Here is a 23,775-nt window from a genome sequence, read left to right as displayed (position 1 = left end):
CAGGCCCCGCTCGCCTTCGCGCTCGGCATCCATCGCGTGGTGCCGGAGGCCTGGACCCGCGGCGGCAAGCCCGCTGCGCGGCTGGAGCCGGTGGAGGGCGAGAGCCCGGTCGTCGTCCTCGTCCGCCCGCAGCTCGCCGAGAATATCGGCACCACCGCCCGCGCCATGGCGAATGGCGGGCTGTTCCACCTGCGCTTGGTCGCCCCGCGGGATGGCTGGCCGCAGGACCGCGCCTGGCGCACCGCCTCCGGGGCGGATGCCATCCTCGAGGCGGTGCAGGTCTTCCCCGATGTGCCGAGCGCCATCGCCGACTGCCACCGCGTCTTCGCCACCTGCCCGCGGCCGCGCCACATGATCAAGCCGCTGCGCACCGCCCGCGCCGCGGCCGAGGATGTGCGCGAGGTCAACGAGCGCGGGCTGCGCTGCGCCGTGCTCTTCGGCCCGGAGCGCGCGGGCCTCGAGGCCGACGACATGGCCCATGCCGACACGCTGGTCCGCTACCCGCTGAACCCGGCGCACATGTCGCTGAACCTCGCCCAGGCGGTGATGATCTTCGCCTATGAATGGTGGACGGCGCGCGAGACCTCGCCGCCCCGCCGCCTCGTCACCAACGGCACGCCGGTCGCCAGCAAGGGGCTGCTCGAGGCCTTCCTCGACCGGCTGGTCAGCGAGCTCGACGCCTCCGGCTTCCTCGAGCCCGCGAAGAAGCGGGCCAACATGGTCCGCAACCTCCGCCACTGGTTCGAGCGCGGCGAGGTGACGGAGCAGGAGCTCCGCACCCTGCACGGCGTGGTGACGGAGCTCTCTCAGGGGCGGATGCGCCGCGGGCGGCCGGACCTCGACCAGAGCTGATCGCCGCAGGGCGGGCTCGCCCGGAGGCGCGCATCAGCTCTGCCCATCTCGACCAGAGCTGATCGCCGCGGAGCGGGACCGCCCGGAGGCGTGCATCAGCTCTGCCAACTCAGATCGGCTTGCCCTCGCTCCGCGCCCAGCCGTCGCCCATGAGCGCGTTGCTGGGCAGGGTCTTGTCGAGGACCTTGTGCGCCGCCTCGGCGCCAGCCACCGGCAGCCCCTTCGGGTCGAGCAGCCCGACCTGGACCAGCACCGAGGCCTGGTCCCAGTAGATGTGCTCGTGCACCAGCTTGTCGCCCTGGAACTGGACGATGGCGACCAGCGCCACCTCCACCCGCCGTCCCGTGGGCGGCACGCCCGGCAACATCCAGTCGATGCCGGAGGTATGGGTGAAGCGGAACAGCATCTCGTCGACGATGCTGCTCTCGCCGACGGTGCGGCTGATCGGCATCAGCTCGGTGTCCGGCGGGTTGGCGCCGATGAAGTGGTACTTGTAGAAGCGCTTGAGCTGGTCGTGCCCGACGCCGCCGGTCATGGTCGGGACGTGGTTCACATAGGGCTCCGACACCATGGAGGCCATGGTCGCCTCGACGTCGCGGGTCTCGAATTCGTAACGGCAATGCGCTTCCCAGAGCGCGACGAGGTCATGGCCGGGCATGCGGTGCATCCTCCCTTCGCTGGCCTGCAGCGAAGCAGAGGCCGGCCGGTCAGGGAAGCCTGAACCCCGTCATTGCAGGTTCGGCAGCCGGTTCGCCAGCTTCCGCGCCAGAACGTAGCCGAGCAGCCCGGCGACGGGCGCTGCCGGCAGCACCAGCAGCCAGCCGATATGGACGTTCTGCACGACGAGGCCGAGGCCGACGCCGAGCATCAGCCCGCCGACGAGGCTGCCGACCACCCCGGCGGTCAGGCCGAGGATGAGGATTTCCGCACGCGTCACCATGGGGGAGGGAATAGGCGCCGGCCGCGGGGTTTGACAAGGCGGGGCCTGCGCTTCTATACGCGCGCCTCCTCCTGGGAACGTGGACGCAGCTTCGGGCTGCGCGCCCGCCCTTGCCCGTACCGGGCCTGGGCCTACCGGGACAACATCGCTAGCGGAAGGCCGCATCCGGAAACCGGGGCGGAACGCATGAGCCTATGACCAAGCGCCTTGAATCCAAGTACAAGATCAACCGCCGCCTCGGGGTCAATCTCTGGGGCCGGGCCAAGAGCCCGATCAACAAGCGCGAGACCATCCCCGGCCAGCATGGCGCCCGCCGCAAGCAGAAGCCGACCGACTTCGGCGTGCAGCTGATGGCGAAGCAGAAGCTGAAGGGCTATTACGGCAACATCGGCGAGAAGCAGTTCCGCAAGTATTACGAGGAGGCCGTGCGCCGCAAGGGCGACACCTCCGAGAACCTGATCGCCCTGCTGGAGCGCCGGCTGGACTGCGTCGTCTACCGCATGAAGCTGGCGGTGACGCCCTTCGCGGCGCGGCAGTTCGTCAACCACGGCCATGTCACAGTCAACGGCCGCCGGCTCAACATCCCCTCTTATCAGGTCAAGGACAACGACCTGATCGAGGTGAAGGAGAAGTCGAAGCAGATGACCGTGGTGCTGGACGCCGTGCAGAACGGCGAGCGCGACGTGCCGGAGTACTTGGAGATCGACCACCGCGCCATGCGCGGCCGCTTCGTCCGGGCGCCGAAGCTCTCGGACGTTCCCTACCCGGTGCAGATGGAGCCGAACCTGGTCGTCGAGTTCTACTCGCGCTGAGGCGGCCCGCAGTCACCCTGAGCGGCATGCGAAGGGCGTGAATCGCTGGCTCAGTGATCAGGGGCCGGGTCGCAGGACCCGGCCCTTTCCGCGTCAACGGGTGGGATGCTGCAGGCGGAAGCCGACGCCCAGCCGGTTCCACAGGTTGATCATGCCGACCAGCGTCGTCAGCGAGACCAGCTCCGCCGGCGAGAACTGCTCCGCCGCCGCCGCATAGTCCGGGTCGGGCGCGCCTGTCTGGGGCAGCAGGGTCAGCGCGTCCGTCCAGGCCAGCGCCGCCCGCTCCTGCGCCGTGTAGAGCGAGCTCTCCCGCCAGGCGGAGAGCAGCAGCAGCCGCTCCGGCGTCTCGCCCGCCTTCAGCGCATCCCGGCTGTGCATGTGGATGCAGTAGGCGCAGCCGTTGATCTGCGAGGCGCGGGTCTTGACCAGCTCCATCAGCCCATGCGGCAGGCCGCTGTTGCGGATCTGCGTCTCGAGCGCGATCAGCGCCTTGTAGAGCTCCGGATTCGCCTGCGGCGGGTTCAGTCTCTGGCTCATCGGTCTGGTCCCTCGGTCAGGCAGGCGGGGAAGCCGCCTGCTGCGCCAAGGACGCGCCACCCCCGCCGCCTGTGACAGCGCCCGGCACAATTTTGCGCAGCTTGTCGGGATTGCGGAGGAGGTAGAGCGCCTGGATACGCCCATCCGCCACCTCGGCCCCCAGCACGCCCCAAGGCGCGCCGCCGAGCAGGAGGGCCAGGCCCGGCTGGTTGTTGACGACGATCGGCCGTGCCTCGAGGCCCGGCGGCAAGCGCCGCTGCACGCCGAGAGCGAAGCGGGCCACCTTGGCGGCACCGAGGATCGGGTTGAGCGTCGCCTGCGCCTTGCCCCCGCCATCGGTCAACAGCTGCGCGTCCTCGGCCAGCAGCCGCAGGAGCCGGTCGGCATCGCCCGAGCGCGCCGCCATCAGGAAGGCGCCCAGCAGCCGCCGATGCGCCGCCGGGCTCGCCGCCTGCCGCGCCGGCCCGGCCTCCCGCAGCCGCTCCCGCGCGCGGTGGAGAAGCTGCCGGCAGGCCGCCTCGGTCCGGCCGAGCGCCGCGGCGATCACCTCGTACTCCGCCCCGAAGGCGTCGCGCAGCAGCAGCGCCGCCCGCTCCGGCGCCGAGAGCCGCTCGAGCAGCAGCAGGAAGGCGATGGACAGGTCGGCCGCCCGGTCGAGCCTCCGGTCCGGCGCCGCGCTCTCGGGCGGGGCCGGCACCTCCTCCAGCCAGGGTTCCGGCAGCCAGGGGCCGGGATAGCCGCGCCGCGCCGCCTCGCCCCGCCGCAGCCGGTCGAGGCAAAGCCGGGTCGCCGCCGTCACCAGCCAGGCGGCGGGATCGGCGATCCCCGGCCGGTCCGCCGCCTGCCAGCGGATCCAGGCCTCCTGCACCACCTCCTCCGCCTCGCCGGTCGCGCCCAGCATGCGGTAGGCCAGCGCCAGCAGCCGCGGCCGATGGGCGAGGAAGGGATCGGGTTCGGCCGGCTGGTGCATGCGTCGCGCTCCCCTGCCAGAGTGGCCAGCATGCCTCGATTCCTGCCCATGCTGAACCTTCTCCTCCCCGCCCTGCTGCCCTTCGCCGGGGTGATGGCCAGCCTCATCGGAATGGGCCATCCGCTTTGGGCGATGCAGAGCATCCGCACGCCGGTGGTGCCGGCGCCCTATGCCTTCTCGATCTGGGGCGCGATCTTCGCCCTCGCCCTGGCCTGGGGCGTCTGGCAGATGCGGCCCGGGCCGCGCGCCGACCCGCGCCTCGCCCGGCTGCGCGGCCCGGCGGCAGCGGCCTTCGCGCTGATGCTGCTCTGGATGGTGGCGGCGCAACTCACGCCCAATGGCTGGCACCTGCTGGCGATCATCCTCGCGCTGCTGGCGGCGGCGCTGCTGGCCTTTCTCCGCGCCGCCATGCAGCCGGCGGAGGGTGCGGGCTGGCGCTGGATCGTCCGGCCGCTCTTCGGGCTGCTGGCGGGCTGGGTTTCGGCTGCGAGCATCGTCAACCTCTCCGGCGCGGCGGCGACCGAGGGCGTGAACTGGGGCGGCACCGACCCGGTGCTGGTGGCGATGGGGCTGATCCTGCTCGCCGCCTGGATCGGCAGCGCCGTGCTGCGGCGGGGCCGCGGCGACCTCTGGTATGCTGGCGCGCTGCTCTGGGCGCTGCTCGCCGTGCTCCTCGCCAACAAGGCGCTGCCGGCGGTCGCCGTCACCGCCGGCCTCGGCATGCTGATCGTCGCGGTGGCGGCGTGGCTAGCCCGGATACGCCACGAACGGGCCATGTAGCGGCCGCGGCAGCAGCGGCAGGGCATGGGCGGCCGCCAGCAGCAGCGCCCGCTTCGGCGAGGGCGCCGCCGCGACCGAGGCGCGCAGCTGCCCGAGCCCCGCCGTCCGGTCGCCATGGCGGATCAGCTCCCGCCCGACGATCCAGGCATTCTCCGCCTCAGCCCGCCGCCGCATCTGCGCAAGGCGCTGAGGCCCCAACCGCTCCGCCAGCAGCGGGTTGGCATAGATCGCGGCCATGGCCGGGGCGAAGGCCGCCGGGTCGCGTGCCATCCGCCGGTAGGCGCTGCCCTGCCGCTCGCGGACGAAGAGCACCGGCTCCGCATCCTCCACCGCGACGAAGGGCCCCTGGAGCGCGAGGCGGATCCAGTACTCCCAGTCCTCGCCGTAGCGGAGATGCGGCAGGAAGGGGCCGGCGGCGGCGATCGCCTCCCGCCGGATCAGCAGGTGCCCGCCATTGACGAAGAGGTTCTGCACCAGCAGTCGCTCCAGCAAGTCGCCGGAGAGGGCAGGGGCACCCTTCAGCCGCAGCGGCGGGTCGCCGGGGCTCGCATCCTCGGCCATCACCGCATAGGCGCCATGGGCGGCGATGGCGGCGGGAACAGAGGCCAGCGCCACCATCAGCCGCTCCAGCGCATCCGGCGCCAGCCAGTCATCGGCATCGAGGAAGAGCACCGCCTCGCCCCGCGCCTCGGCGATGGCCCGGCTGCGGGCGGCGGAGACGCCGGCATTCTCCTGCCGGATGAGGCGGATCCGCTTGTCCTCGCGCGCCGCCACCACCTCCGCCGTGCCGTCGCGCGAGCCGTCGTCGATGACGAGCATCTCCCAGTCGGGGAAGCTCTGCGCCAGGACGCTGTCGACCGCGGTGCCGACGAAGCGGGCGACATCGAAGGCCGGCGTCAGGATGGAGACGGCGGGGGCGGGTGTGGCGAGGTCGCGGATCATCCCCCTCGCCTGCCACGGGTTGGGCAGGCGATGGGATCACGGCCTCGCGGATTCGCGCGCTTGTGTCCGCGCCGCGCCCTCAGGCGGCGGGGTGCAGCACCCGCCCAGCCACCGCATCCAGCTTCGCCAGCAGGGCGGGGTCGCGCCGCTCGGGCGCGGTGATCAGCGCATGGTCGAGGGCGCGGTCGCAGCCGGCCGGGCAGGGGCCGCGCGGCGCGCCGAGCTGCGGCACCACCGCCTTCACCAGCGCCCGCGCCCTGTCCGCATTCCCGAGGAGCACCTTCACCACCTGGTCGACCGTCACATGGTCATGGTCCGGGTGCCAGCAGTCGAAATCCGTCACCATGGCGACGGTCGCGTAGCAGAGCTCCGCCTCGCGGGCGAGCTTCGCCTCCGGCATGTTGGTCATGCCGATGACGCTGCAGCCCCAGGACCGGTAGAGCAGGCTCTCCGCCTTGGTGCTGAATTGCGGCCCCTCCATGACGAGATAGGTCCCGCCCCGCGTGACCGGCAGGCCGAGGTCACGCGCCGCGCCCTCCAGCGTATCGCCGAGCCGCGGACAGACCGGCTCGGCAACCGAGACATGGGCGACGCAGCCGGTGTCGAAGAAGCTCTTCTCGCGCGCGAAGGTGCGGTCGATGAACTGGTCGACGATGACGAAATGCCCGGGCGGCAGGTCCTCCCTGAGCGAGCCGACGGCCGAGAGCGAGAGGATCTCAGTGACGCCGGAGCGCTTCAGCGCATCGATATTGGCGCGGTAGTTCAGCGCCGAGGGCGGCGTCGGATGCCCCCGCCCGTGCCGGGGGAGGAAGACGCAGCGGACGCCGGCCAGCCGGCCGAAGAGCAGCTCGTCCGACGGGTCGCCCCAGGGCGTCTCCACCCGGCGCCACTCGCGCTCCTCCAGCCCGTCGATGTCGTAGAGGCCGGAGCCGCCGATGAGGCCGATGACGGGTTCGATCATGTCGGGCATGGGTGCATCTCCGAAAGATGAGCGGCTTTAGGCCGGGGCTTGCCCCGTGATCAACCGCGGGCGATGGCCGGGCGGCGCGCGGCGGGCCATGCTCGGCGGCATCACGCCGACCGGAGTAGCCGCATGACCGCCCACCTCGCCTGCCTCCTTCTCCTGCTCGGCGCCTGCAGCGCGGTGACGTCGCCGATGGAAAGCAGCCGCATCCAACGCGGCACCGCCCTGCCGCCGCCGGACCTGGCCGCCCCGGCCCGCTGAATTGCAGAGGGCCGCCCGAGGGCGGCCCTTGCCTCAGCCCCGGCCAGGGCCGGGGTTCAATGCACGTCGGCCCAGACCTTGCGCTTCACCGCATAGGCGAGGCCGCCGAGGACGGTGAGGAAGAGGACGATCTTCACCCCCAGCGCCTTCCTTTCCTCGAGCTCCGGCTCGGCCGCCCAGGTCAGGAACTGCGTCACATCCGTCACCATCTGGTCCACGGTCGCCTTGGTGCCGTCATGGTACTCGACCTGGCCTTCGGAGTTGAGCGGTGCCGGCATGGCGATCTGATGGCCGACGAAGTACTTGTTGTAGTACATGCCGTTGGCGATCTGCATGCCGGCCGGCGGGTCCTCGTAGCCGACCAGAAGGGCATGGATGTAGTCCGCCCCGCCCTCGCGCGCCTTGGTGATAACCGAGAGGTCGGGGGGCAGGGCGCCGTTATTGGCCGCCCGCGCCGCCTGCTCGTTGGGGAAGGGGCTCTTGAACCGGTCGGAGGCGCGGCCCGGCCGCTCCACCATCTGGCCCTCGTCATTCGGTCCGTCCATCACCTGCACCGTCGCCGCGATGCCCGCCACCTCGGTCTCCGACAGGCCGAGCTGGCGCAGGTTGCGGTAGGAGAGCAGGTGCATGGAATGGCAGGACGAGCAGACCTCCTTATAGACCTGGAAGCCGCGCTGCGCCGAGGCGCGGTCGAAATGCCCGAACAGCCCGTCGAAGGAGAAGCGGGTGTTCGGCACCTCGATCGCGCCGCCGGCGGCGAGGGCAGGCGTCGCCCCCGCGATCAGCCCGAGGCCGAGGACCAGCGCCTTGAGGCTTGGGAAAGCGGGCATGTCAGGCCTTCTCCATCGGCTTGCTCATGGCGCCGGCCGGCAGCGGGCCACCGCCGCGCAGCACCGGGCGGGCGATGCTCTCCGGCAGCGGCAGCGGCCGCTCCAGCCGCCCGAGCAGCGGCAGGATCACCAGGAAGTACAGGAAGTAGTAGGCCGTGCAGACCCGGGCGATGGTGACATAGGGCTCCTCCGGCGGCTTGCCGCCGACATAGAGCAGCACCAGGAACGAGGCGCACCAGGCGATGAAAAAGGGCCGCGCCAGCGGGCGGAACCGCATGGAGCGCACCGGCGAGGTGTCGAGCCAGGGCAGCACGAAGAGGATGGCGATGGAGCCGAACATCAGCAGCACGCCGCCGAGCTTGTCCGGCACCGCGCGCAAGATCGCGTAGAAGGGCAGGAAGTACCACTCCGGCACGATGTGCGGCGGCGTCACCAGCGGGTTGGCGGGGATGTAGTTGTCCGCATGGCCCAGCACGTTCGGGAAGAAGAAGACCAGCACCGCGAAGACGATGAAGTAGACGACGAGGCCGACGCTGTCCTTCGCCGTGTAGTACGGGTGGAACGGCACCGTGTCCTGCGGCCCCTTCGGGTCGATCCCGAGCGGGTTGTTCGAGCCGGTGATGTGCAGCGTCGCCACATGCAGGAAGACGACGCCGAGGATCAGGAAGGGCATCAGGTAGTGCAGGCTGTAGAAGCGGTTGAGCGTCGGGTTGTCGACGCTGAAGCCGCCCCAGAGCCAGGTGACGATGCTCTCCCCGACCAGGGGGAAGGCGCTGAACAGGTTGGTGATGACGGTGGCACCCCAAAAGGACATCTGGCCCCAGGGCAGCACGTAGCCCATGAAGGCCGTCGCCATCATCAGCAGGAAGATGACCACGCCGAGCATGAAGAGCAGCTCGCGCGGCGCCTTGTAGGACCCGTAGTACAAGTTCCGGAAGATGTGGATGTAGACCACGATGAAGAACATGCTGGCGCCGTTCGCATGCGCGTAGCGAAGCAGCCAGCCGTAGTTCACGTCGCGCATGATGCGCTCGACGCTATCGAAGGCGAGGCCCGTATGGGCGGTGTAGTTCATCGCCAGGAAGATGCCGGTGGCCATCATGATCAGCAGGTTGATCATGGCCAGCGCGCCGAAATTCCAAAAGTAGTTGAAGTTACGGGGCGTCGGGAACGTCCCGTACTCCTTCTGCACCATCGTGAAGATGGGCAGGCGGGCATCGACCCAGCGGATGACCGGGTTCTTGAAGTCGCTCTTATGAAGGCCAATGGCCATGGGTGGGCTCCTCAGCCGATCCGGATCTGCGTATCGGAGGTGAAGGCGTAAGTCGGGACTGCCAAGTTCAGAGGCGCCGGCCCCTGACGGATGCGGCCCGAGGTGTCGTAGGCACTGCCGTGGCAGGGGCAGAACCAGCCGCCGAAGGGGCCGCGCTCGTCGGTCGGTTTCTGCCCGAGCGGAATGCATCCCAGATGGGTACAGATACCCACGACCACCAGCCATTGATCTTTCTTGACGCGTACCTGGTCCGGCTGCGGGTCGCGCAATTCGGACAGGGGCGTGGCGCGGGCCGACTTGATCTCCTCCTCGGTCCGGCTCCGGACGAAGACCGGCTTGCCGCGCCAGACCACCGTGATGGCGGAACCGGCGGCGATCGGTTTCAGGTCGACATCGGTGGTGGAGACGGCCAGCGTGTCGCGCGCCGGGTTCATCGAGCTGATGAACGGCCAGGCGATCGCGCCGACGCCGACCGCCGCGAAGGAACCTGTCACGAGGTACAGGAAGTCCCGGCGGGTCCCGCCGTCCTGCGGCGCCGCTTGCGCCATGCTATTGGCCATGCCTCATCGTCCTTGATCGCGGCGCTCTCCCGCTCCCGGGGCGGGAGGGGAGGGCCGAATGCGATTGCCGCGGCCGGGTCGCACGGGATCCACCAGGCTTGGATCATGCGTCCTGACGCGCTGCGCCGCATATAAAGGTACGCTATGCAGAGTGGCAATCCGCCGGGGAGGCAATCATCCGGCTATTGTTACGCCCCGGCGGCGCCAAGGAGAGGAAATCGGTGACAGAAACCCCGCCACCCGGTCAGGACCCGGCCACGCACCGCCTCGCAGAGCCGGCCCGGCTCTGGTTCGAGAGCCTGCGCGACCGGATCTGCGCAGCCTTCGAATCGATCGAGGAGGAGTGCGACACCGGCCCGCATGCCGGCCTCCCGCCCGGCCGCTTCGAGCGCACCGCATGGACGCGGGAGGGCGGCGGCGGCGGGGTGATGGCCGTGATGAAGGGGCGGGTCTTCGAGAAGGTCGGGGTGAACTGCTCTACCGTCCATGGCGAATTCTCGCCGGAGTTCCGCAAGCAGATCCCGGGCGCGGAGGAGGACCCGCGCTTCTTCGCCACCGGCATCTCCCTCGTCGCCCATCTGCGCAGCCCCCGCGTGCCGGCAGCGCATATGAACACCCGCTTCCTCTCGACCTCCCGCGCCTGGTTCGGCGGCGGGGGCGACCTCACCCCGATGGCGCTCGACGCCCCGGAGTCGCAGGAGGATGCGGCCCGCTTCCACGCCGCCTACAAGGCCGCCTGCGACCGCCACGACCCCGCCTGGTACCCGCGCTTCAAGGCATGGTGCGACGAGTATTTCTGGCTGCCCCACCGGGGCGAGCATCGCGGCCTCGGCGGCATCTTCTTCGACTGGCTCGGCGACCGGACGCCGGGGCATGGGGCCGACCGCGACTTCGAGTTTGTCAAGGATGTCGGCCTCGCCTTCCTCGAGAGCTACCCCGCCATCATCCGCCACCGGATGCGCGAGCCCTGGACCGAGGCGGAGCGCGAGCACCAGCTGGTCCGCCGCGGCCGCTATGTGGAGTTCAACCTGCTCCACGACCGCGGCACGCTCTTCGGGCTGAAGACGGGCGGGAATGTGGAGGCGATCCTCATGTCCCTGCCGCCGGAAGCGAAATGGCCCTGAGCGGCCGATTGCCGCGCCCCGCCGCCCCGGTCCAGGCTGCGACGGAAGCTTGAGGAGACGCCCGATGCGCGCAGTCTGGTACGACCGGCAAGGCCCGGCCGGCGAGGTCCTGACCTATGGCGAGCTGCCGACGCCGAGCCCCGGCCCGGGCGAGGTGCTGGTCCGCCTGGCCGCCTCGGGCGTGAACCCGTCGGATTGGAAGAGCCGCAGCGGCCGCGGCCGGCCGATGGCCTTCCCCCGCGTCGTCCCGCACAGCGACGGCGCCGGCCATGTCGAGGCGGTGGGGGAGGGGGTGCCGCGCCAGCGCATCGGCCAGCGGGTCTGGATCTGGAACGGGCAGTGGAAGCGCGCCCTCGGCACGGCGGCGGAGCATATCGCCCTGCCCTCCGAGCAGGCCGTGCCGCTGCCGGAAGGCACCAGCTTCGCCGAGGGCGCCTGCCTCGGCATCCCGGCGCTGACCGCGCTGCACGCCTTGCTGACCGATGGCGGCGTCACCGGCCAGAGGGTGCTGGTCACCGGCGGGGCCGGCTCGGTCGGGCACTACGCCATCCAGTTCGCCCGGCTGCTGGGCGCGGCGCAGGTCATCGCCACGGTCAGCGGCGAGGCGAAGGCGGCCCACGCCATGGCCGCCGGCGCCGACCAGACGGTCAACTACCGCAACGAGGATGTCGCCGACCGCGTCCTGGCGCTAAGCGGCGGTGCCGGCGTCGACCGGGTGGTCGAGGTCGATGTCACCAGCGGCGCCGCGCTGCTGCCGCGCCTCATGGCGCCGGGCGGGGTCTGCGCCGTCTATGGCGCGAACGGGGCCGATGCCACGGTGAATTTCGGCGCCGCCATCATGCGCGGCATCGCGCTGCGCTTCTTCATCGTCTACGAGCTGACGCCGGCCCAGCGGGCCACCGCCATCGGCGCCCTGACCCCCTGGCTGGAGCGCGGCCTCATCCGCCATGCGGTCGCCGCCCATGCCCCGCTCGCCGATTGCGCCGCGGCGCAGGATGCGGTGGAGAAGGGGGCCTATATCGGCAATCTCGTCCTGGATTGCTGACCGGTTCAGCCATCGGCCAGGGCCTTCAGGTGGAGGCCTTCAGGGCCCGGATGCGCGGGTCGGCGGTGAGGTCGAGCAGGTCGATCTCCTCCTCGATGACGTGAAAGGCGTCATCGCCGATCGTGCCATGCGAGCGCAGCGCCTGGAGCACCCGGCGCTGCGCCGCCACCGCTTGGCGCTGCAGGCCCGAGAGGTCCTCGCCGTCGCCCGCCACCGGCCGCAGCCGGGCGACGTATTCCCGCTCCAGCACCTCCGCCGCCCTGCCCCGGGGCGCCGAGCGCAGCACCTCGAGCGCCGCCTGCGCCGTTGCCTGCCGGGCCAGCGCCACCTCCCGCTCCACCCCGCTATCGTCCGGCAGGCGCAGCCGCTCCAGCAGCCAGCCCAGGCTGAGCCCCTGCAGCACCAGGGTCACGACCGTGACCGAGAAGGCGGTCAGCAGGATCAGGTCGCGGTAGGGGAAGCCCTCCGGCAGGGCCAGCGCCGCCGCCAGGGTGACGATCCCCCGCATGCCGCACCAGGCGATGACGAGGCCTCCTTTCACGGTCGGCGAGCGCTCGGTCGTCCTGCCGAGCCGGGCGATGCCGACATAGCCCATCACCCAGGCGAAGCGCATGAAGATGACGACGGCGCAGGCGGCGGCGGCGAAGGCGGCGTCCCGCCACTGCCAGCCGCCCAGCCGCTCCAGAATGCCGCGCAGCTGCAGCCCGATCAGGATGAAGGCCAGGATGTTGAGGGCGAAGACCGCCACCTCCCAGACCGCGTAGCTGGCAATCCTCTCCCGCCCGCCGATAAGGGAGGGAACGGTGCGGGCGATGGTCATCGCATAGGCCACCATGGTGATGATGGCCGAGAGCCCCAGCCGCTCCGCCAGCAGCCAGACCGCGAAGGTGCCGAGGAACTGCACCAGCACGGAGATGGCGATGTCGTGCCGGTGGATCTCCAGCCGGAGCCAGAGCCAGGCCGCGGCGATGCCGAACAGCGCGCCGCCGCAGCAGGTCAGCAGCAGCAGCGGCACCACCTCCCACCCGCTGACCGCCCTGCCCATGGCCGCCCCGACCGCGACGCGGAACAGCAGCAGCGCCGTCGCGTCGTTGAGCAGGCTCTCCCCCTCGAGGATCACCAGCACCCGGTGCGGCGGGCGGAGCTGGCGCAGCACCGCCGCCGCGGCCGAGGCATCCGGCGGCGCCACGATGGCCCCGAGGGCGATGGCCGCCGCCCAGGGCAGCCCCGGCTCGATCAGCCGTGCCACCCAGGCGACGGCGAAGGCGGTGCAGAGCACGCAGACCAGGACCAGCCCGCCGACCGCCCGCCAATTGGCCCTGAGGTCGCGCGGCGAGGCGTCATAGGCCGCATCCAGCAGGGTGGGCGCGACGAAGAGGGCGAGCGCCAGCTCCGGATCGAGCGTCACCTGCGGCAGGCCCGGCACCAGCGCGCCGCCGGTCCCGGCCAGGGCCAGCAGCGCTGGATAGGGCGCGCGGAGCCGCTTCGCCAGCATGGCCAGCAGGGCGCCCGCGAGCAGGAGCCCGATGACGGTCTCGAAGATCAGCATGGGGCATCTTTCCCGGCGGCAACGCGGAGGCCATGCTGCGGGTGTATCAGACACCCGCCGGGAGAGAACCGCCATGATCCGCCGCCGCGCCCTGCTCGCGGGCGCACCGAGCCTGCTCGCCGCGCCCGCCCTCGCCCAGTCCGCCGGCGCCCAATCCACCGGTGACTGGCCGAACCGGCCGATCCGCGCGGTCATTCCCTGGCCGCCCGGCGGCTCGACCGATGTGCTGGCGCGCCTGCTCTGCGAGCAGCTCGGCCAGAAGCTCGGCCAGAACTACGTGCTGGAGAACCGCCCCGGCGCCGGCGGCAATATCGGCATGGACGCTATCGCCAAGGCGGCGCCCGACGGCTACACCCAGGGGCCGGCGACCATCGCCAACCTCTCGATCGCGCAGTTCCTCTACTCCCGCCTGCCCTTCGACCCGGAGCGGGACTTCTCGGTCATCTCCATGCATTGGGAGCTGCCGAACGTGCTGGTGGCGCCGGCCCAGTTCTGCCCGGCGAACAACGCCCGCGAATTTGTCGAATGGGCCCGCGTGCGGCCGAACGGCGTCTCCTTCGGCAGCCCGGGCGTCGGGACCACCGCGCATCTCTGCGGCAGCATGTTCTGCGACCGGCAGAAGATCGACGGCCAGCACGTCCCCTTCCGCGGCGCGGCGCAGATCATCCCGGCCATGCTGGCGGGCGACCTGACCTTCGCCATCGACAACCTCGCCAGCTACATGCCGGTGATCCAGGAAGGCCGGATCAAGGCCTTCGCCGTGACCAGCCCGGCGCGCTGGCCCTCCCTGCCGAACGTCCCGACCATGGGGGAGGCCGGCATCCCCGACTTCACCGTTACCTCCTGGTGCGCCTGGGTCGGCCCGGCGGGGATGCCCCGGCCCATCGTCGAGCGGGTGAACGCGGCGATGAAGGAGGTGGCGGAGGACCCCGCCATGCAGCGGCGCTTCGAGCAGACGGGCGCCCGCTGCGTCTGGAGCACGCCGGAGGATGCGGTGAGGCACGCCGCCAGCCAGCGGCCGATGCTCAAGGAGATGGTCCGCATCTCCGGCGCCCGGATGGACTGAGGCGGCGCCTCGCCGGGGCTACCGGTCCTGCTGGTAGCCCTGGTGGGTGGTGTTCTGCTTGATGTCGCCCTGCCGGCCCTGTTGGCCGAGGTTGCGGTCGCGGCTGGACTTCACCGCCTCGGCGGTCTGAGCGCCCATATCGCCCTCGGGGCTCTGGGCGCCGGGGCCGTGCGGGCTGCGATTGGCCGGCGGAACCGGCGGCAGATGGGCCTTCGATGACATGGCGTCCCCCATTGTCAGGTGATGAGCGGCCACAACGCCGCCCCGCGGCTGGGCGTTCCCCCTGGTCATCCGCCGCGCGGGGCCGCATACCGCTCGCCATGCCCGCCTCCGACACCGCGCCGCTCTGGCTCAACAGCCTGTTCGTGGACCACGCCCTGCTGCGCCTCGGCTGGCGGAACTGGGGGGTGGTGGAGGCCGGGCGGCTCTACCGCTCTAACCATCCGATGCCCTGGCAGCTGCGGGCCGCCGCGCGCCGCTTCGGCCTCAGGACGGTGATCAACCTGCGCGGCGAGCGCACGGGCTGCGGCTCCGACCGGCTGGGCCGGGCGGCGGCGGCGGAACTCGGCCTTGTCCATATCGACGCGCCCTTCGAGAGCCGCGGCGCGCCGCACAAGGACCGCATCCTCCGCCTCGCCGAGACCTTCCGCACCATGCAGGAGCCGGCGCTGCTGCACTGCAAGTCGGGCGCCGACCGCACCGGCCTCGCCGCCGGGCTCTGGCTGCTGCTGCAGGGGCGGCCGCCGGCGGAGGCGCTGGCGCAGCTCTCCCTCCGGCACGGCCATGTCCGGCAGGGCCGCACCGGCATCCTGGACGCCTTCTTCCTCGCCTATGCCGCCGCCCATGGGCGGGAGGGCAAGCCCTTCCTCGAATGGCTGCGCGAGGACTATTCCGAGGCGGCGCTGCGCGAGGCCTTCCAGTCCCGCCCCTGGGCCGACCGGCTGGTCGACGGCATCCTGCGCCGCGAATAGGCCACACCGGCACGGCGAGCGCCCGGGCGCCAGGCCCGGCCGGCGGGGTCCGCCCCGCGCCCTGCCCCGGCGCATGCCGGCGGGTGCCGCGCCTTCCGGGATGCCTCTTAACGCCCGATTCACCTGCGCTGCGCCATGTCGCGTCTCAGTCGCCATGATCCTGCCGAGCGCCATCCCCCCGATCGCCAGCCGAGGCACGGACCCCCTTCCTGCCCGCCCGTCGGTAGGCGCCCCGGCCGCCCCGCGGGACCCGTTGCCGGCCGTGCATCCCAATCCGAGCCTGCGGATCGACCCCGCCCTCGGCATCGTGGTGATGGAGTTCCGCGACCGCTCCGGCGCCGTCGCCGCCACCCTGCCGACCCAGCGGGAGCTGGACGCCTATCACGCCGCCCAGCGCCGCGGTCGGCGGGAGCATTCCGGTGCCCAGGCGGCGCCGGGGCCCGCCGCCACGCCGCAGCAGGCGGCCGCGCAGCCGCAACGATCAAGCTAGCTGGCCCGCAGCGTCAGCGTCGTCCGTCCCTCGCCATGAGCCGGCGGCCGGGCCGGGGCGAGCGGGGCGAGGCCAAGCACCTCCTCCTCATGCCGCATCACCCGCCGCGCCAGCTTCAGCGCCTGGTAGCAGTCATCCGCTTCGGCGAGGGCCAGCGCCTGGCCCAGCATGTCCCGCGCCAGCGCCGAGGTGGTCGCGTGCTGGAATTCGCCGATCAGCCCGCGCGCCGCCTGCAGGCCGCCGGCCCGCTCGTCATCCGTGCCGATATAGGCCGTCTGCAGGGCGAAGTAGATGCGGCGCGCCGGCGTCGTCGCGGCTTCCGGCGGCATGATCTGCTTGCCGAAGAGGAAGCGCGCCTTGGCCGCCAGCTCGATCCGCGTGCGGTTGCGGAAGCGGATCGGCGCGCCGTTGACGACCATCATGTCGCCCTGCCGCAATTCGAGCACCAGCGTGGACATTCTTGTTCCTTTCGGCTCCGCGTGGCGGAGAGTTGGCGGATGGTCGCATGCGTCGCTTAACGCGGACTGAAACCGGCGCGGACGATCACCGCAAATAGCTCACCAGGCTGAGGGACCCGATGGTGCCGATGGCCCTGTAGCTGGCCTCGAGCGCGATCTGCGTCGCCTGGAGCCGGGTCAGCACATCGGCCATGTCCACCTCCTCGATGTCGGCGAGCTGCACCTTCAGGGCGTCGCGCATCTCGGCATGCCGCGCCTGCATGCCGGTGAGCTGCTGCTCGGTCTGGCCGAGCGCCCCCTGCTCGTCGGCAAGCGCGTTGGCGGCGCTCTGCAACCCGTTGCGGATGGTGTCGGCCAGCGCCTTGAAGTCGTCCGGCGAGGCGGCCTGCGCCGGGGTCAGGGCGGCGATGCTGGCCAGGCCCCGCACCAGGTCCCGCGCCCAGGAGCCGGTGGTCTCGCCGGCCGAGCTCGCCGCCGCGTTGCGGTTGGCGAAGAGGCCGACCGGCGTCGCCGTGCCATCGGCCGAGACCAGGGTCCGCCGCGGCTCGCCGCCGCCCCGCGGCGGGTCGCTGACGAAGGCGGAGAAGGGGGTGACGCCGGCGCTGTCGTCGAGCGCCGCCGCCCTGGTCGCCGCCGCGACCGCCGCCGCGTTGCCGCCGCCGAGCGTGCCGATGGCGCCCGCGATCTGTGCCGCCAAGCCGCTGCTCGGCAAGCCGTCCGGGTCGGGTACCGGCGGGTTGGCGAAGTCGCTGCCGCCGAACAGGTATTCGCCGCCCTGCCGCGCGTTCAGCACTTGCCCGACCTCGACCAGCGCCTGCCGCGCCTGGCTGGCATAGAGCGGCAGCACGCCCGGATTGTTCGCGTCGAGCTTCACCGCGACGTTGGAGCCGAATTGCCGGGCGATCTTGGCGAGGCGGCCGAGCGCCTGCTGCGTCGCCGCGGTGCGCGACAGCGCCTAGCCGATCTGCGTGCCATAGGTGTCGCGCCGCACGATCTCGGCCCGCAGCGAGACGGACCGGGGCAGCTGCGCGCCGAGATCGCCTGGCTGCTGGCTCCTGAAGCCGGTCGCCTGCTGCCGCGTCAGCGTCGCCAGCCGCGCCCGCAGCGCCGCCGCATCGCCGTTGAGCTGCCCGATGATGTCGATCCCCGCCATGCCGCTCCCTCCCGTCAGCGCATCGCGCCGAGCAGCGCATCCCACATGGCCTGCAAGGTGCCGATCACCTTGGCATTGGCCGCGTAGGTGTTCTGCAAGGTCACCATCCCCGCCATCTCGGCATCGACGCCCGAGCCGGCGGCGAGGCGGTCGGTCAGGGCGCGCACCAGGCTCGTCGCCTGGGCCTTCGCCTCGGTCGCCGCGGCGCGGTCGGCGAGCTGGGCGGTGGTGACGGCGCTGGCATAGTCGGCGATCCGGGCCGCCGGCCGGAGGGGCGAGGCGAGCGTCCCGTCCGGCCCGAGCCCGGCGCCGGCGATCGGCGGCCAGGGATTGCCCTTGGAGGCCTCGGCGCCGAGGCCGAAATCGAGCACCCGGTCGAGCATGGCGGTGAAGCCGGCCGGCCCGCCTGGCGGGTTGCGGACGAAGCCATCCGGCCCGCCGGGGCTCGGCGCCACCGAATGGGTGCCGTCGCGCAGCAGGCTGGGATCGGCCGCGACCGCGCTGCCGAGCCAGATGCGCCCGGCGAAGCCGACCTGCGCGCTGCCGGCATAGGGCAGGCTGGTGTCGGGCACCGTGCTGCCCGTCCTGGTCGGTGAAGAGCGTCAGCCCCAGCCGGTCGAAGCGGCTGGCGAGGGTGGCGGCGAGGAGATCCGTCTCCGCCTGGTAGCGCGGCACAGTGCGGTCGCGCATCGCCACGTACTCGCCGAGCCGGCCGCCGGCGATCTGGCCGGTGACGTCGAGCCCGTTGAGCGTAACGCCGGGCAGCGTCCCACCACCGCCATGGAAGGCCCCCGACGCGATGGTGGCGGGCGCCGTCGCCAGCACGTCCCGGCCCGGGTCGAGCGGCAGCACCAGTCCGCCGCGGGCGATGACCAGCAGGTCGCCATCCGGCTTGCGGACGGCCTGGAGCTCCAGGCTCCCGGAGAGGGTGACGATCGCCCGGTCGCGCTGGTCCTCGAGGCCGGCCCGGTCGCCGCCGGTGCCCGACCTGATCTGGAGGGTGAGGCCCGCGATCTGCCTCAGCGCCACATTGGCCGCGGCGACCTCGGCGACGATGCCGTCCTGCACCTGCTGCCGCGCCGCGCCGATCGCCGCCGAGACGTCGTTCAGCCGCTCGGCGACGGTGCCGGCGGCGCCGAGCGCCGCGCGCTGCTGCCCGGCATCGGAAGGCGCCCCGCGCAGCGCGGTGAAGGCGGGGACCAGCGCCGCCACCGCGTCGCCGAGCGTCGCCCCGGCGCCGGTCGCGCCATGCGCCTGCTCGATGCCGGCCAGCAAGGCCTCGCGCAGGGTGGCGGCAGCAGCCACGCCGCGGCTCTGGTCGAGCCGGCCGAGCAAGGCGAGGTCGACCGCCCGCTGCGCCTCGCCGCTGCGCACCCCGGCCGGCATGGCGCCGACGACCAGCGACTGCTGCTCGACGGTCTTGCGGACATAGCCCGCCGTCCCCGCATTGGCGACGTTCTGCGAGGCCTGCGCCAGCCCGCGCTGCACCGCTGCGAGGCCGCTCCGGGCGATGCCGAGGGCAAGGTCGAGGCTCATCGGTCAGCCCCCGCCTCAGCGCCGCATGTTGATGGTGTCCTGCAGCAGCTCGTCCGTCGCGGTGACGACCTTGGTGTTGGCCGTGTAGGCGCGCTGCGCCACGATCAGCTTGCTGAACTCGCCGGCGATGTCGACATTCGAGCGCTCGATCGAGCCGACGACGAGCTTGCCGACGCCGTTGGAGGCCGCATCCGTCACCCGCGCCTCGCCCGATTCCGGCGTGCGCATGAAGGCCTGGCCGTCGAGGCGCTGCAGCTTGTCCGGGTCGTTGAAGGCGACGAGCGGCACGCGGGCGATGACGCGGCTCTGGCCGTTGTCGTAGTTCACGGCGACGTCGCCGTTGGTGCGCATGCTGAGCGAGGAGAAGGCGCCGAGCGGCACGCCGTCCTGCGCCGAGTTGCGCACGCTGAACTCGGCGTCGTACTGGGTGAGGCCCAGCGCCTTGCCGATTTGCCCGAGCGAGAGCGAGACGGTCTGCGGTCCCTGGCCGAAATCGGCCATAAAGGTGAAGGCGGCCGGATCGCCCGTGACCCCCGCCGTCGGCGGCGTGATGGTGCCGGAGGTCGCGGGCGGCGTCGGCGCGGCGAAGCCGCCGATCGTGCCGTCGGGGGCGGCCGGCGACGCACTCTTGCCGAAGAGCAATCCGATGCTGCCGCGGTCGCTCGAGACCTTGTCGTCCGGTACGTCGACCTTCAGGTCCCACTGGTTGGACGTGGTCGAGGAGAAGATGAGCCTCACGGTGTGCAGCTTGCCGAGCGTGTCGTAGAGCTGCACCTGGGTCTCGATCGGCTTGGCGGGCGGCGTTGCGGGCAGGTTCGCCGCGAGCTCGATCTGCTTGGTGGCGATCGGGTTGAAGACCTGCTGGTTCACCCGGATCGGCTCGATGCTGGTGCGGTCCGGGTTGCCGGCGGCATCGACCGGCCAGCCCTTCAGGTAGTAGCCGGAGCCGTTCTTGAGGTAGCCGTCCGAATCGCAGGTGAAGTCGCCGGCGCGGGTGAAGAATTGCCGTTCGTCGAAGAGCGGCAGCCCGTTCGCCGCGCCCTTCGCCTGCGCCACGCTGAAGAAGCCCTGGCCGCCGATCGCCATGGCGAGCGGATCCTCGGACTGCTCGATCGTGCCCTGCACGGTGTTGGTGTAAGAGGGCGCGGCGATCGTCGCCCCGGGCAGGTTGTTCGTCTGGCTCGACGAGGTGATGTAGGAGATGAAGTTGGTGTCGACCCGCTTGTAGCCGATGGTCTGGCTGTTGGCGATGTTGTCCGAGATGTTGCCGAGCGATCGGCTTTGCGAGGTCAGGCCGCTGATGGCGGCGGTGAGCGAGCCGAAGAGAGACATGGTCGGGCCTCCGTCATCCAAGGGGGCGGGCGCCGCGCGACGAGCGGGGCCGGCCTGCGTCGCGGGGGGCATCGCAGGCGGCGTGCCAGCGCCGGAGCGCCCTGGGCGAGCCGGTCCTGCCGGGCGGCCGGCAGGCTTTGCCGGTCGGGCGGCGAGGCTTGCCGGCGCCAGGGGTCAGCGGGCTGGCCCGGGCTTCGCAGCGGGGGCTCGCCGCTGGACCGGATCGCCATGGACCCCACCGCCCGCTTGCCGCCGATGACGGCGACGCCTCCGCCTCCCGCCGCCAGGCCTCCCGAGGCCGGCGCCGAGGATTTCGCTGCCATGCTGCTGCGTGCCGGGCCGAACCCGGCGGAGGCGGCCGCGCCAGGCACCGCGCCGGCGCTGGCCGTCGCCGCGGACACTCCCGCCATGGCGGCGAGCAGCGTTTCGGCTCCATCGGGTCCTGCGGCGAGGCCTGCCCCGGCACCAACCGGGAAGCGCACCCTGCCGGCGCCCCCCTCCGCCACGACGGAGCCCGGCTCCGCGGAGGGAGCTCCGACCGATGACGACAAGGCGGCGGAGGCCGATACCTCGCCGCAACCCGCCGCAACGGACGCCACACCAGCCTCGCCCGCGCTGCCGGCCGGTGGCGTGCCGGTGCCAGCCCCCGCGATGACGGCGGCGTCCAGCCCGGCCTCGCTGCCCCAGGCATCGATCGCCGCCCCTGCCAGCTCCTTGCCGGCCGGCGGCGAGGCTGGGCCTGCGGATAGCCCTGTCGCCGAAGCGGCGCCGGCGGGTTTGCCGGGCGAGGCGCCGGCCGATCCGGCCCGGTTGGCCGAAGCCTTCGGCGCCAGGATACCCGGCGCCCCTGGGCCGAGGCCGCGTCCGGTCCCCATGGCAGGCACCGAGGCGTCCCCTCCGCAACCCGGTGCCGCGGCCGCGCTGCCGGCCGAAGCCGCGCCGCCGCTCCCGGCATCCGCCGCGCCAGGCCCGGCGCCGCCGCTGGTGCCATCGGCCCTGGCCGCACCGCTTGGCGGGGCGGGGCCGCAGCCCCCGCGCGACCGGCCCATGGCCGTCACCGCCGCCATGGGTCAGATGGCGGCCAGGGAGCAGGGCGGGGATGCGTCCGAGCCGCCTCAGGCCATGCCCGGGCACGGCGCGCCGGCCCCTGTCTCGGCCAGCCCGGCGCCGCATCTTCCCGGCGAGCCGGCCAAGGTGCAGCCCGCCGCGCCCGATCCGCTCCAGGCCGTCCCGGTCGGGCTGAGCCCGCCGCCTGCCTCCCCCGCCCCCGCCGAGAATGCCGTCCCGGCCCCGCCGCCGCCCCCGGTCCGGCAGGTGGCGCAGGTGACGATCGCCCTGGCTCTCGGCCAGGGCCAGGTGCCGCGCCTCACCGTGGCGCTGGAGCCGGGGGCCCTCGGCCGGGTCGAGATCCGCATCGAGCGCGGCGCGGACGGCGAGGGCGCCTCGGTCCGGATTCTCGCCGAGCGGCCGGAAACCCTTGCCCTGCTGCAGCGCGACGCTTGGAAGCTGGACCGCAGCCTGGCCCAGGCCGGCATCGCGGTCGCCAGCGGGGGCGCGCAATTCGGCCTCTCCGGCGGCGATGGCGGACCTCCGGGGGAGCAGCGGCCGCGGCAGCAGGGCGGCCAGCCGGCCGGCGGGCCGGCCGGAGGGGCGCCGCCTGCCGCCGCCGGTCCGGTCCAGGCCAGGCTCAGCGCCCTTTCCCTTCTCGACATCGCAGTCTGACGGAGCACTATCGATGAGCGGCACCATCCAAGGCACCACCGGCACGGGCGGCGGCACCGCCGCCTCCGGCCCCAAGGGCAGCACCGGCCTTGCCGGCGACTTCAACACCTTCCTGACCCTGCTGACGACGCAGCTGCAGAACCAGGACCCGACCAAGGCCATGGACACGAACGAGATGACGAACCAGCTCGTCTCCTTCGCCGGCGTCGAGCAGCAGATCGCGATGAACGCCAGACTGACCAAGCTGATCGGCCTGTAGCAGGGCGCCCAGCTCACCGCCGCGGCGCCGTTGATCGGCGCGCGGGTGGAGGTGGAGAGCGCCCGGCTCAGCCTGCAGGACGGCAACGTCACCCTACGCCTGCCGGCCGCCGGCGCGGCGCAGCAGGCGGTGGTCCGCATCGTCGATGCCGGCGGCCGCGTGCTCCGGCAGGATACGGTGAAGCTTGGCAGCACCGCGCAGGACTGGCGCTGGGACGGCAGGAATGTCGCCGGCCAGCGCCTGCCGGACGGCGCCTACGGCTTCGCAGTCGCCGGGCTCGATGCGCAGGGCGGCGCGCAGACGGTCATGGCGACGGTGATCGGGACGGCGACGGCGGCGAAGCGTCCCGCGGGCGGCGACCTCCAGCTCCAGCTCGGCGCGCTCTCGGTCGGCTTCGATGCCATGCGCGGGATCGCCGGCCAGTAGCCGTCAGCGCACCGGCGCCTGGGCGGCGGCCGGCTCGGCCGTGGACGGCGCCGGGCTCAGCGCGTTGGCGACGACGGTCCGCACGCCCGGCGCCGCCTCCTCCGCCGCCGCATAGGCGATGTCGCCCCAGAGGCCACGCAGCCGCCCCGTCGGCACCTCGTTGATCTGCACGACGCGGCCGAGCTCCTCGCCGTCCCGCCGGCTGACGATCCACTGGATCTCGACGCGCTGCTGCGCCGGTGCCGCGGCCTGGGCGACGACGACATCGCCCTGCAGCGCATAGCCCGCCCCGTCCGCCGCATCCTGGACGACGAAGCCCTCATTGCCGAGGAACTCCCGCATCCGCGCGGCAAGCGCCTGGTTGCCGTCGCCCGGGGCGCCCGTCACGCCGGCGAAGCGGATGCGCGGCGGCCCGCCGGCGATGGAGGCCGGATCGGTCGACTTCCGCGCCGCCTCGACCTGCAGCAGCAACCGGCTGAGGCTGGGCGCCGCCTGGGTCGCCACATCGGCGAACAGCTCCGACGTCGGCTCCGCCCAGCGGGCCAGCGGCACCGGGTTGCCCTGGCTCGCCGCCTGCACCTTGCCATCCGCATCGACCAGGCGGAACCGCGGCAGCACCGCCTGGCCCTGCCGCTCGGCGGCGATGTCGACGCGCCAGTCGAGCGGCAGCGGCGCCGGCGTGGCGACGGCCGGGATGTCCTGCGCCTGCAGCGCCTCGGCCATGCTGTCCGCGAGCCTCTTCGCCCCCTCGTCGCTCAGCAGCGCCTCGGTCGGCGGCGGCACGGCGAGGCGGACCGCGAGCGGCACGGCCAGCCGCTGCGCCTCCGCGCCGGGGCGGCCGCGGAAGGGCTGGGGCAGGTCGCCGCAGGCGCCGAGCAGCAGGGGAAGGATGAGCAGCAGCCTAGAGGAGCGCACAGGCGACC

29 protein-coding genes and 1 pseudogene are annotated in these 23,775 nt (G+C 72.4%); 12 read left to right on the top strand and 18 right to left on the bottom strand.

The window, feature by feature from the left end:
* The first annotated feature begins 39 nt into the window (after nucleotides 1-39).
* Nucleotides 40-852: an RNA methyltransferase gene (locus AC5JJ1_RS01290; protein WP_495783419.1), complete on the top strand. Its 813-nt coding sequence runs from the start codon at nucleotides 40-42 to the stop codon at nucleotides 850-852.
* A 109-nt stretch (nucleotides 853-961) separates the two neighbouring features.
* On the opposite strand, the gene AC5JJ1_RS01285 is transcribed toward AC5JJ1_RS01290, so the two are convergent.
* Nucleotides 962-1,510 (bottom strand): ester cyclase, encoded by a 549-nt coding sequence (locus AC5JJ1_RS01285; protein WP_495783294.1) that lies wholly within the window; start codon nucleotides 1,508-1,510, stop codon nucleotides 962-964.
* Nucleotides 1,511-1,579: 69 nt separating this feature from the next.
* On the bottom strand, nucleotides 1,580-1,792 hold the full coding sequence (locus AC5JJ1_RS01280) for a hypothetical protein (RefSeq protein ID WP_495783293.1): 213 nt from the start codon (nucleotides 1,790-1,792) through the stop codon (nucleotides 1,580-1,582).
* Nucleotides 1,793-1,986: 194 nt separating this feature from the next.
* Between AC5JJ1_RS01280 and rpsD the strand changes: the two genes are divergently transcribed.
* Entirely contained in the window at nucleotides 1,987-2,604 is a 618-nt protein-coding gene (rpsD, locus tag AC5JJ1_RS01275) for a 30S ribosomal protein S4 (protein WP_495783292.1), read from the top strand.
* 93 nt (nucleotides 2,605-2,697) lie between these two features.
* On the opposite strand, the gene AC5JJ1_RS01270 is transcribed toward rpsD, so the two are convergent.
* Together AC5JJ1_RS01270 and sigJ are read right to left on the bottom strand one after the other, a co-directional pair.
* Nucleotides 2,698-3,141, bottom strand: a complete 444-nt coding sequence (locus AC5JJ1_RS01270; protein WP_495783291.1) for a carboxymuconolactone decarboxylase family protein — start codon at nucleotides 3,139-3,141, stop codon at nucleotides 2,698-2,700.
* Nucleotides 3,142-3,157: 16 nt separating this feature from the next.
* On the bottom strand, nucleotides 3,158-4,111 hold the full coding sequence (gene sigJ, locus AC5JJ1_RS01265) for an RNA polymerase sigma factor SigJ (protein WP_495783290.1): 954 nt from the start codon (nucleotides 4,109-4,111) through the stop codon (nucleotides 3,158-3,160).
* A 48-nt stretch (nucleotides 4,112-4,159) separates the two neighbouring features.
* Between sigJ and AC5JJ1_RS01260 the strand changes: the two genes are divergently transcribed.
* Entirely contained in the window at nucleotides 4,160-4,891 is a 732-nt protein-coding gene (locus tag AC5JJ1_RS01260; RefSeq protein ID WP_495783289.1) for a TspO-related membrane protein, read from the top strand.
* On the opposite strand, the gene AC5JJ1_RS01255 is transcribed toward AC5JJ1_RS01260, so the two are convergent.
* Together AC5JJ1_RS01255 and AC5JJ1_RS01250 are read right to left on the bottom strand one after the other, a co-directional pair.
* The gene (locus AC5JJ1_RS01255) at nucleotides 4,859-5,833 is read right to left on the bottom strand and encodes a glycosyltransferase family 2 protein (RefSeq protein ID WP_495783288.1); all 975 of its coding nucleotides are present in this window, start codon (nucleotides 5,831-5,833) and stop codon (nucleotides 4,859-4,861) included. The genes AC5JJ1_RS01260 and AC5JJ1_RS01255 overlap by 33 nt on opposite strands.
* A gap of 79 nt (nucleotides 5,834-5,912) precedes the next feature.
* Entirely contained in the window at nucleotides 5,913-6,803 is an 891-nt protein-coding gene (locus AC5JJ1_RS01250; protein ID WP_495783287.1) for an S-methyl-5'-thioadenosine phosphorylase, read from the bottom strand.
* Between the two features lie 123 nt (nucleotides 6,804-6,926).
* Between AC5JJ1_RS01250 and AC5JJ1_RS01245 the strand changes: the two genes are divergently transcribed.
* Nucleotides 6,927-7,058 carry a hypothetical protein gene (locus AC5JJ1_RS01245; protein WP_495783286.1) on the top strand — a complete coding sequence of 44 codons (132 nt, stop codon included), beginning with the start codon at nucleotides 6,927-6,929 and terminating at the stop codon, nucleotides 7,056-7,058.
* Between the two features lie 56 nt (nucleotides 7,059-7,114).
* Here the strand turns inward: AC5JJ1_RS01245 and AC5JJ1_RS01240 are convergent, their stop codons facing one another.
* Genes AC5JJ1_RS01240 through petA form a run of 3 tightly spaced genes read right to left on the bottom strand, consistent with a single transcriptional unit; the run spans nucleotide 7,115 to nucleotide 9,721 of the window.
* Nucleotides 7,115-7,888 carry a cytochrome c1 gene (locus AC5JJ1_RS01240; protein ID WP_495783285.1) on the bottom strand — a complete coding sequence of 258 codons (774 nt, stop codon included), beginning with the start codon at nucleotides 7,886-7,888 and terminating at the stop codon, nucleotides 7,115-7,117.
* A gap of 1 nt (nucleotide 7,889) precedes the next feature.
* Complete coding sequence (locus tag AC5JJ1_RS01235; protein WP_495783284.1) at nucleotides 7,890-9,161, bottom strand: cytochrome b; 1,272 nt, start codon at nucleotides 9,159-9,161, stop codon at nucleotides 7,890-7,892.
* Between the two features lie 11 nt (nucleotides 9,162-9,172).
* Nucleotides 9,173-9,721 (bottom strand): ubiquinol-cytochrome c reductase iron-sulfur subunit, encoded by a 549-nt coding sequence (gene petA, locus AC5JJ1_RS01230; RefSeq protein ID WP_495783283.1) that lies wholly within the window; start codon nucleotides 9,719-9,721, stop codon nucleotides 9,173-9,175.
* A gap of 221 nt (nucleotides 9,722-9,942) precedes the next feature.
* Between petA and hemF the strand changes: the two genes are divergently transcribed.
* Together hemF and AC5JJ1_RS01220 are read left to right on the top strand one after the other, a co-directional pair.
* A complete protein-coding gene (gene hemF / locus AC5JJ1_RS01225) occupies nucleotides 9,943-10,845 on the top strand; it encodes an oxygen-dependent coproporphyrinogen oxidase (protein ID WP_495783282.1) in 903 nt (300 codons plus the stop codon).
* A 64-nt stretch (nucleotides 10,846-10,909) separates the two neighbouring features.
* Nucleotides 10,910-11,890 (top strand): NADPH:quinone reductase, encoded by a 981-nt coding sequence (locus AC5JJ1_RS01220; RefSeq protein ID WP_495783281.1) that lies wholly within the window; start codon nucleotides 10,910-10,912, stop codon nucleotides 11,888-11,890.
* 25 nt (nucleotides 11,891-11,915) lie between these two features.
* Here the strand turns inward: AC5JJ1_RS01220 and AC5JJ1_RS01215 are convergent, their stop codons facing one another.
* Nucleotides 11,916-13,439, bottom strand: coding sequence for a cation:proton antiporter (locus AC5JJ1_RS01215; protein WP_495783280.1), 1,524 nt, complete (start codon nucleotides 13,437-13,439; stop codon nucleotides 11,916-11,918).
* 73 nt (nucleotides 13,440-13,512) lie between these two features.
* On the opposite strand from AC5JJ1_RS01215, the gene AC5JJ1_RS01210 reads away from it, so the two are divergent.
* Complete coding sequence (locus tag AC5JJ1_RS01210) at nucleotides 13,513-14,505, top strand: Bug family tripartite tricarboxylate transporter substrate binding protein (RefSeq protein ID WP_495783279.1); 993 nt, start codon at nucleotides 13,513-13,515, stop codon at nucleotides 14,503-14,505.
* 18 nt (nucleotides 14,506-14,523) lie between these two features.
* On the opposite strand, the gene AC5JJ1_RS01205 is transcribed toward AC5JJ1_RS01210, so the two are convergent.
* On the bottom strand, nucleotides 14,524-14,727 hold the full coding sequence (locus tag AC5JJ1_RS01205; RefSeq protein ID WP_495783278.1) for a hypothetical protein: 204 nt from the start codon (nucleotides 14,725-14,727) through the stop codon (nucleotides 14,524-14,526).
* Nucleotides 14,728-14,825: 98 nt separating this feature from the next.
* On the opposite strand from AC5JJ1_RS01205, the gene AC5JJ1_RS01200 reads away from it, so the two are divergent.
* Both AC5JJ1_RS01200 and AC5JJ1_RS01195 read left to right on the top strand, forming a co-directional pair.
* Nucleotides 14,826-15,476, top strand: a complete 651-nt coding sequence (locus tag AC5JJ1_RS01200; protein ID WP_495783277.1) for a tyrosine-protein phosphatase — start codon at nucleotides 14,826-14,828, stop codon at nucleotides 15,474-15,476.
* Between the two features lie 154 nt (nucleotides 15,477-15,630).
* Complete coding sequence (locus AC5JJ1_RS01195) at nucleotides 15,631-15,966, top strand: hypothetical protein (protein ID WP_495783276.1); 336 nt, start codon at nucleotides 15,631-15,633, stop codon at nucleotides 15,964-15,966.
* Here the strand turns inward: AC5JJ1_RS01195 and AC5JJ1_RS01190 are convergent.
* The 6 genes and pseudogenes from AC5JJ1_RS01190 to flgE form a co-directional block, all read right to left on the bottom strand.
* On the bottom strand, nucleotides 15,963-16,424 hold the full coding sequence (locus AC5JJ1_RS01190) for a flagellar biosynthesis repressor FlbT (protein ID WP_495783275.1): 462 nt from the start codon (nucleotides 16,422-16,424) through the stop codon (nucleotides 15,963-15,965). The genes AC5JJ1_RS01195 and AC5JJ1_RS01190 overlap by 4 nt on opposite strands.
* An 85-nt stretch (nucleotides 16,425-16,509) precedes the next feature.
* Nucleotides 16,510-17,298 carry a flagellin gene (locus AC5JJ1_RS01185; protein WP_495783274.1) on the bottom strand — a complete coding sequence of 263 codons (789 nt, stop codon included), beginning with the start codon at nucleotides 17,296-17,298 and terminating at the stop codon, nucleotides 16,510-16,512.
* A gap of 81 nt (nucleotides 17,299-17,379) precedes the next feature.
* Nucleotides 17,380-17,577, bottom strand: a complete 198-nt coding sequence (locus AC5JJ1_RS01180; RefSeq protein WP_495783426.1) for a hypothetical protein — start codon at nucleotides 17,575-17,577, stop codon at nucleotides 17,380-17,382.
* Between the two features lie 14 nt (nucleotides 17,578-17,591).
* Nucleotides 17,592-18,149: a flagellar basal body rod C-terminal domain-containing protein gene (locus AC5JJ1_RS01175; protein ID WP_495783418.1), complete on the bottom strand. Its 558-nt coding sequence runs from the start codon at nucleotides 18,147-18,149 to the stop codon at nucleotides 17,592-17,594.
* A 97-nt stretch (nucleotides 18,150-18,246) separates the two neighbouring features.
* A pseudogene (locus AC5JJ1_RS01170) lies at nucleotides 18,247-18,963 on the bottom strand (FlgK family flagellar hook-associated protein); the annotation flags it as partial.
* Nucleotides 18,964-19,128: 165 nt separating this feature from the next.
* A complete protein-coding gene (flgE, locus tag AC5JJ1_RS01165; protein WP_495783273.1) occupies nucleotides 19,129-20,445 on the bottom strand; it encodes a flagellar hook protein FlgE in 1,317 nt (438 codons plus the stop codon).
* A gap of 228 nt (nucleotides 20,446-20,673) precedes the next feature.
* Here flgE and AC5JJ1_RS01160 point away from each other — a divergent pair, with 228 nt between their 5' ends.
* The 3 genes from AC5JJ1_RS01160 to AC5JJ1_RS01150 are packed head-to-tail and all read left to right on the top strand — an operon-like array spanning nucleotide 20,674 to nucleotide 22,852.
* Nucleotides 20,674-22,167, top strand: a complete 1,494-nt coding sequence (locus AC5JJ1_RS01160) for a flagellar hook-length control protein FliK (protein ID WP_495783272.1) — start codon at nucleotides 20,674-20,676, stop codon at nucleotides 22,165-22,167.
* A gap of 13 nt (nucleotides 22,168-22,180) precedes the next feature.
* The gene (locus AC5JJ1_RS01155) at nucleotides 22,181-22,426 is read left to right on the top strand and encodes a flagellar hook capping FlgD N-terminal domain-containing protein (protein WP_495783271.1); all 246 of its coding nucleotides are present in this window, start codon (nucleotides 22,181-22,183) and stop codon (nucleotides 22,424-22,426) included.
* A gap of 30 nt (nucleotides 22,427-22,456) precedes the next feature.
* The gene (locus AC5JJ1_RS01150) at nucleotides 22,457-22,852 is read left to right on the top strand and encodes a FlgD immunoglobulin-like domain containing protein (protein WP_495783270.1); all 396 of its coding nucleotides are present in this window, start codon (nucleotides 22,457-22,459) and stop codon (nucleotides 22,850-22,852) included.
* Between the two features lie 3 nt (nucleotides 22,853-22,855).
* On the opposite strand, the gene AC5JJ1_RS01145 is transcribed toward AC5JJ1_RS01150, so the two are convergent.
* Nucleotides 22,856-23,767 (bottom strand): hypothetical protein, encoded by a 912-nt coding sequence (locus AC5JJ1_RS01145; protein WP_495783269.1) that lies wholly within the window; start codon nucleotides 23,765-23,767, stop codon nucleotides 22,856-22,858.
* Nucleotides 23,768-23,775: the final 8 nt, after the last annotated feature.

This window comes from Belnapia sp. (genome assembly GCF_059504005.1).
The sequence above is the reverse complement of the archived record's forward strand: the minus strand, read 5'-3'. Positions and strand labels throughout refer to the sequence as shown.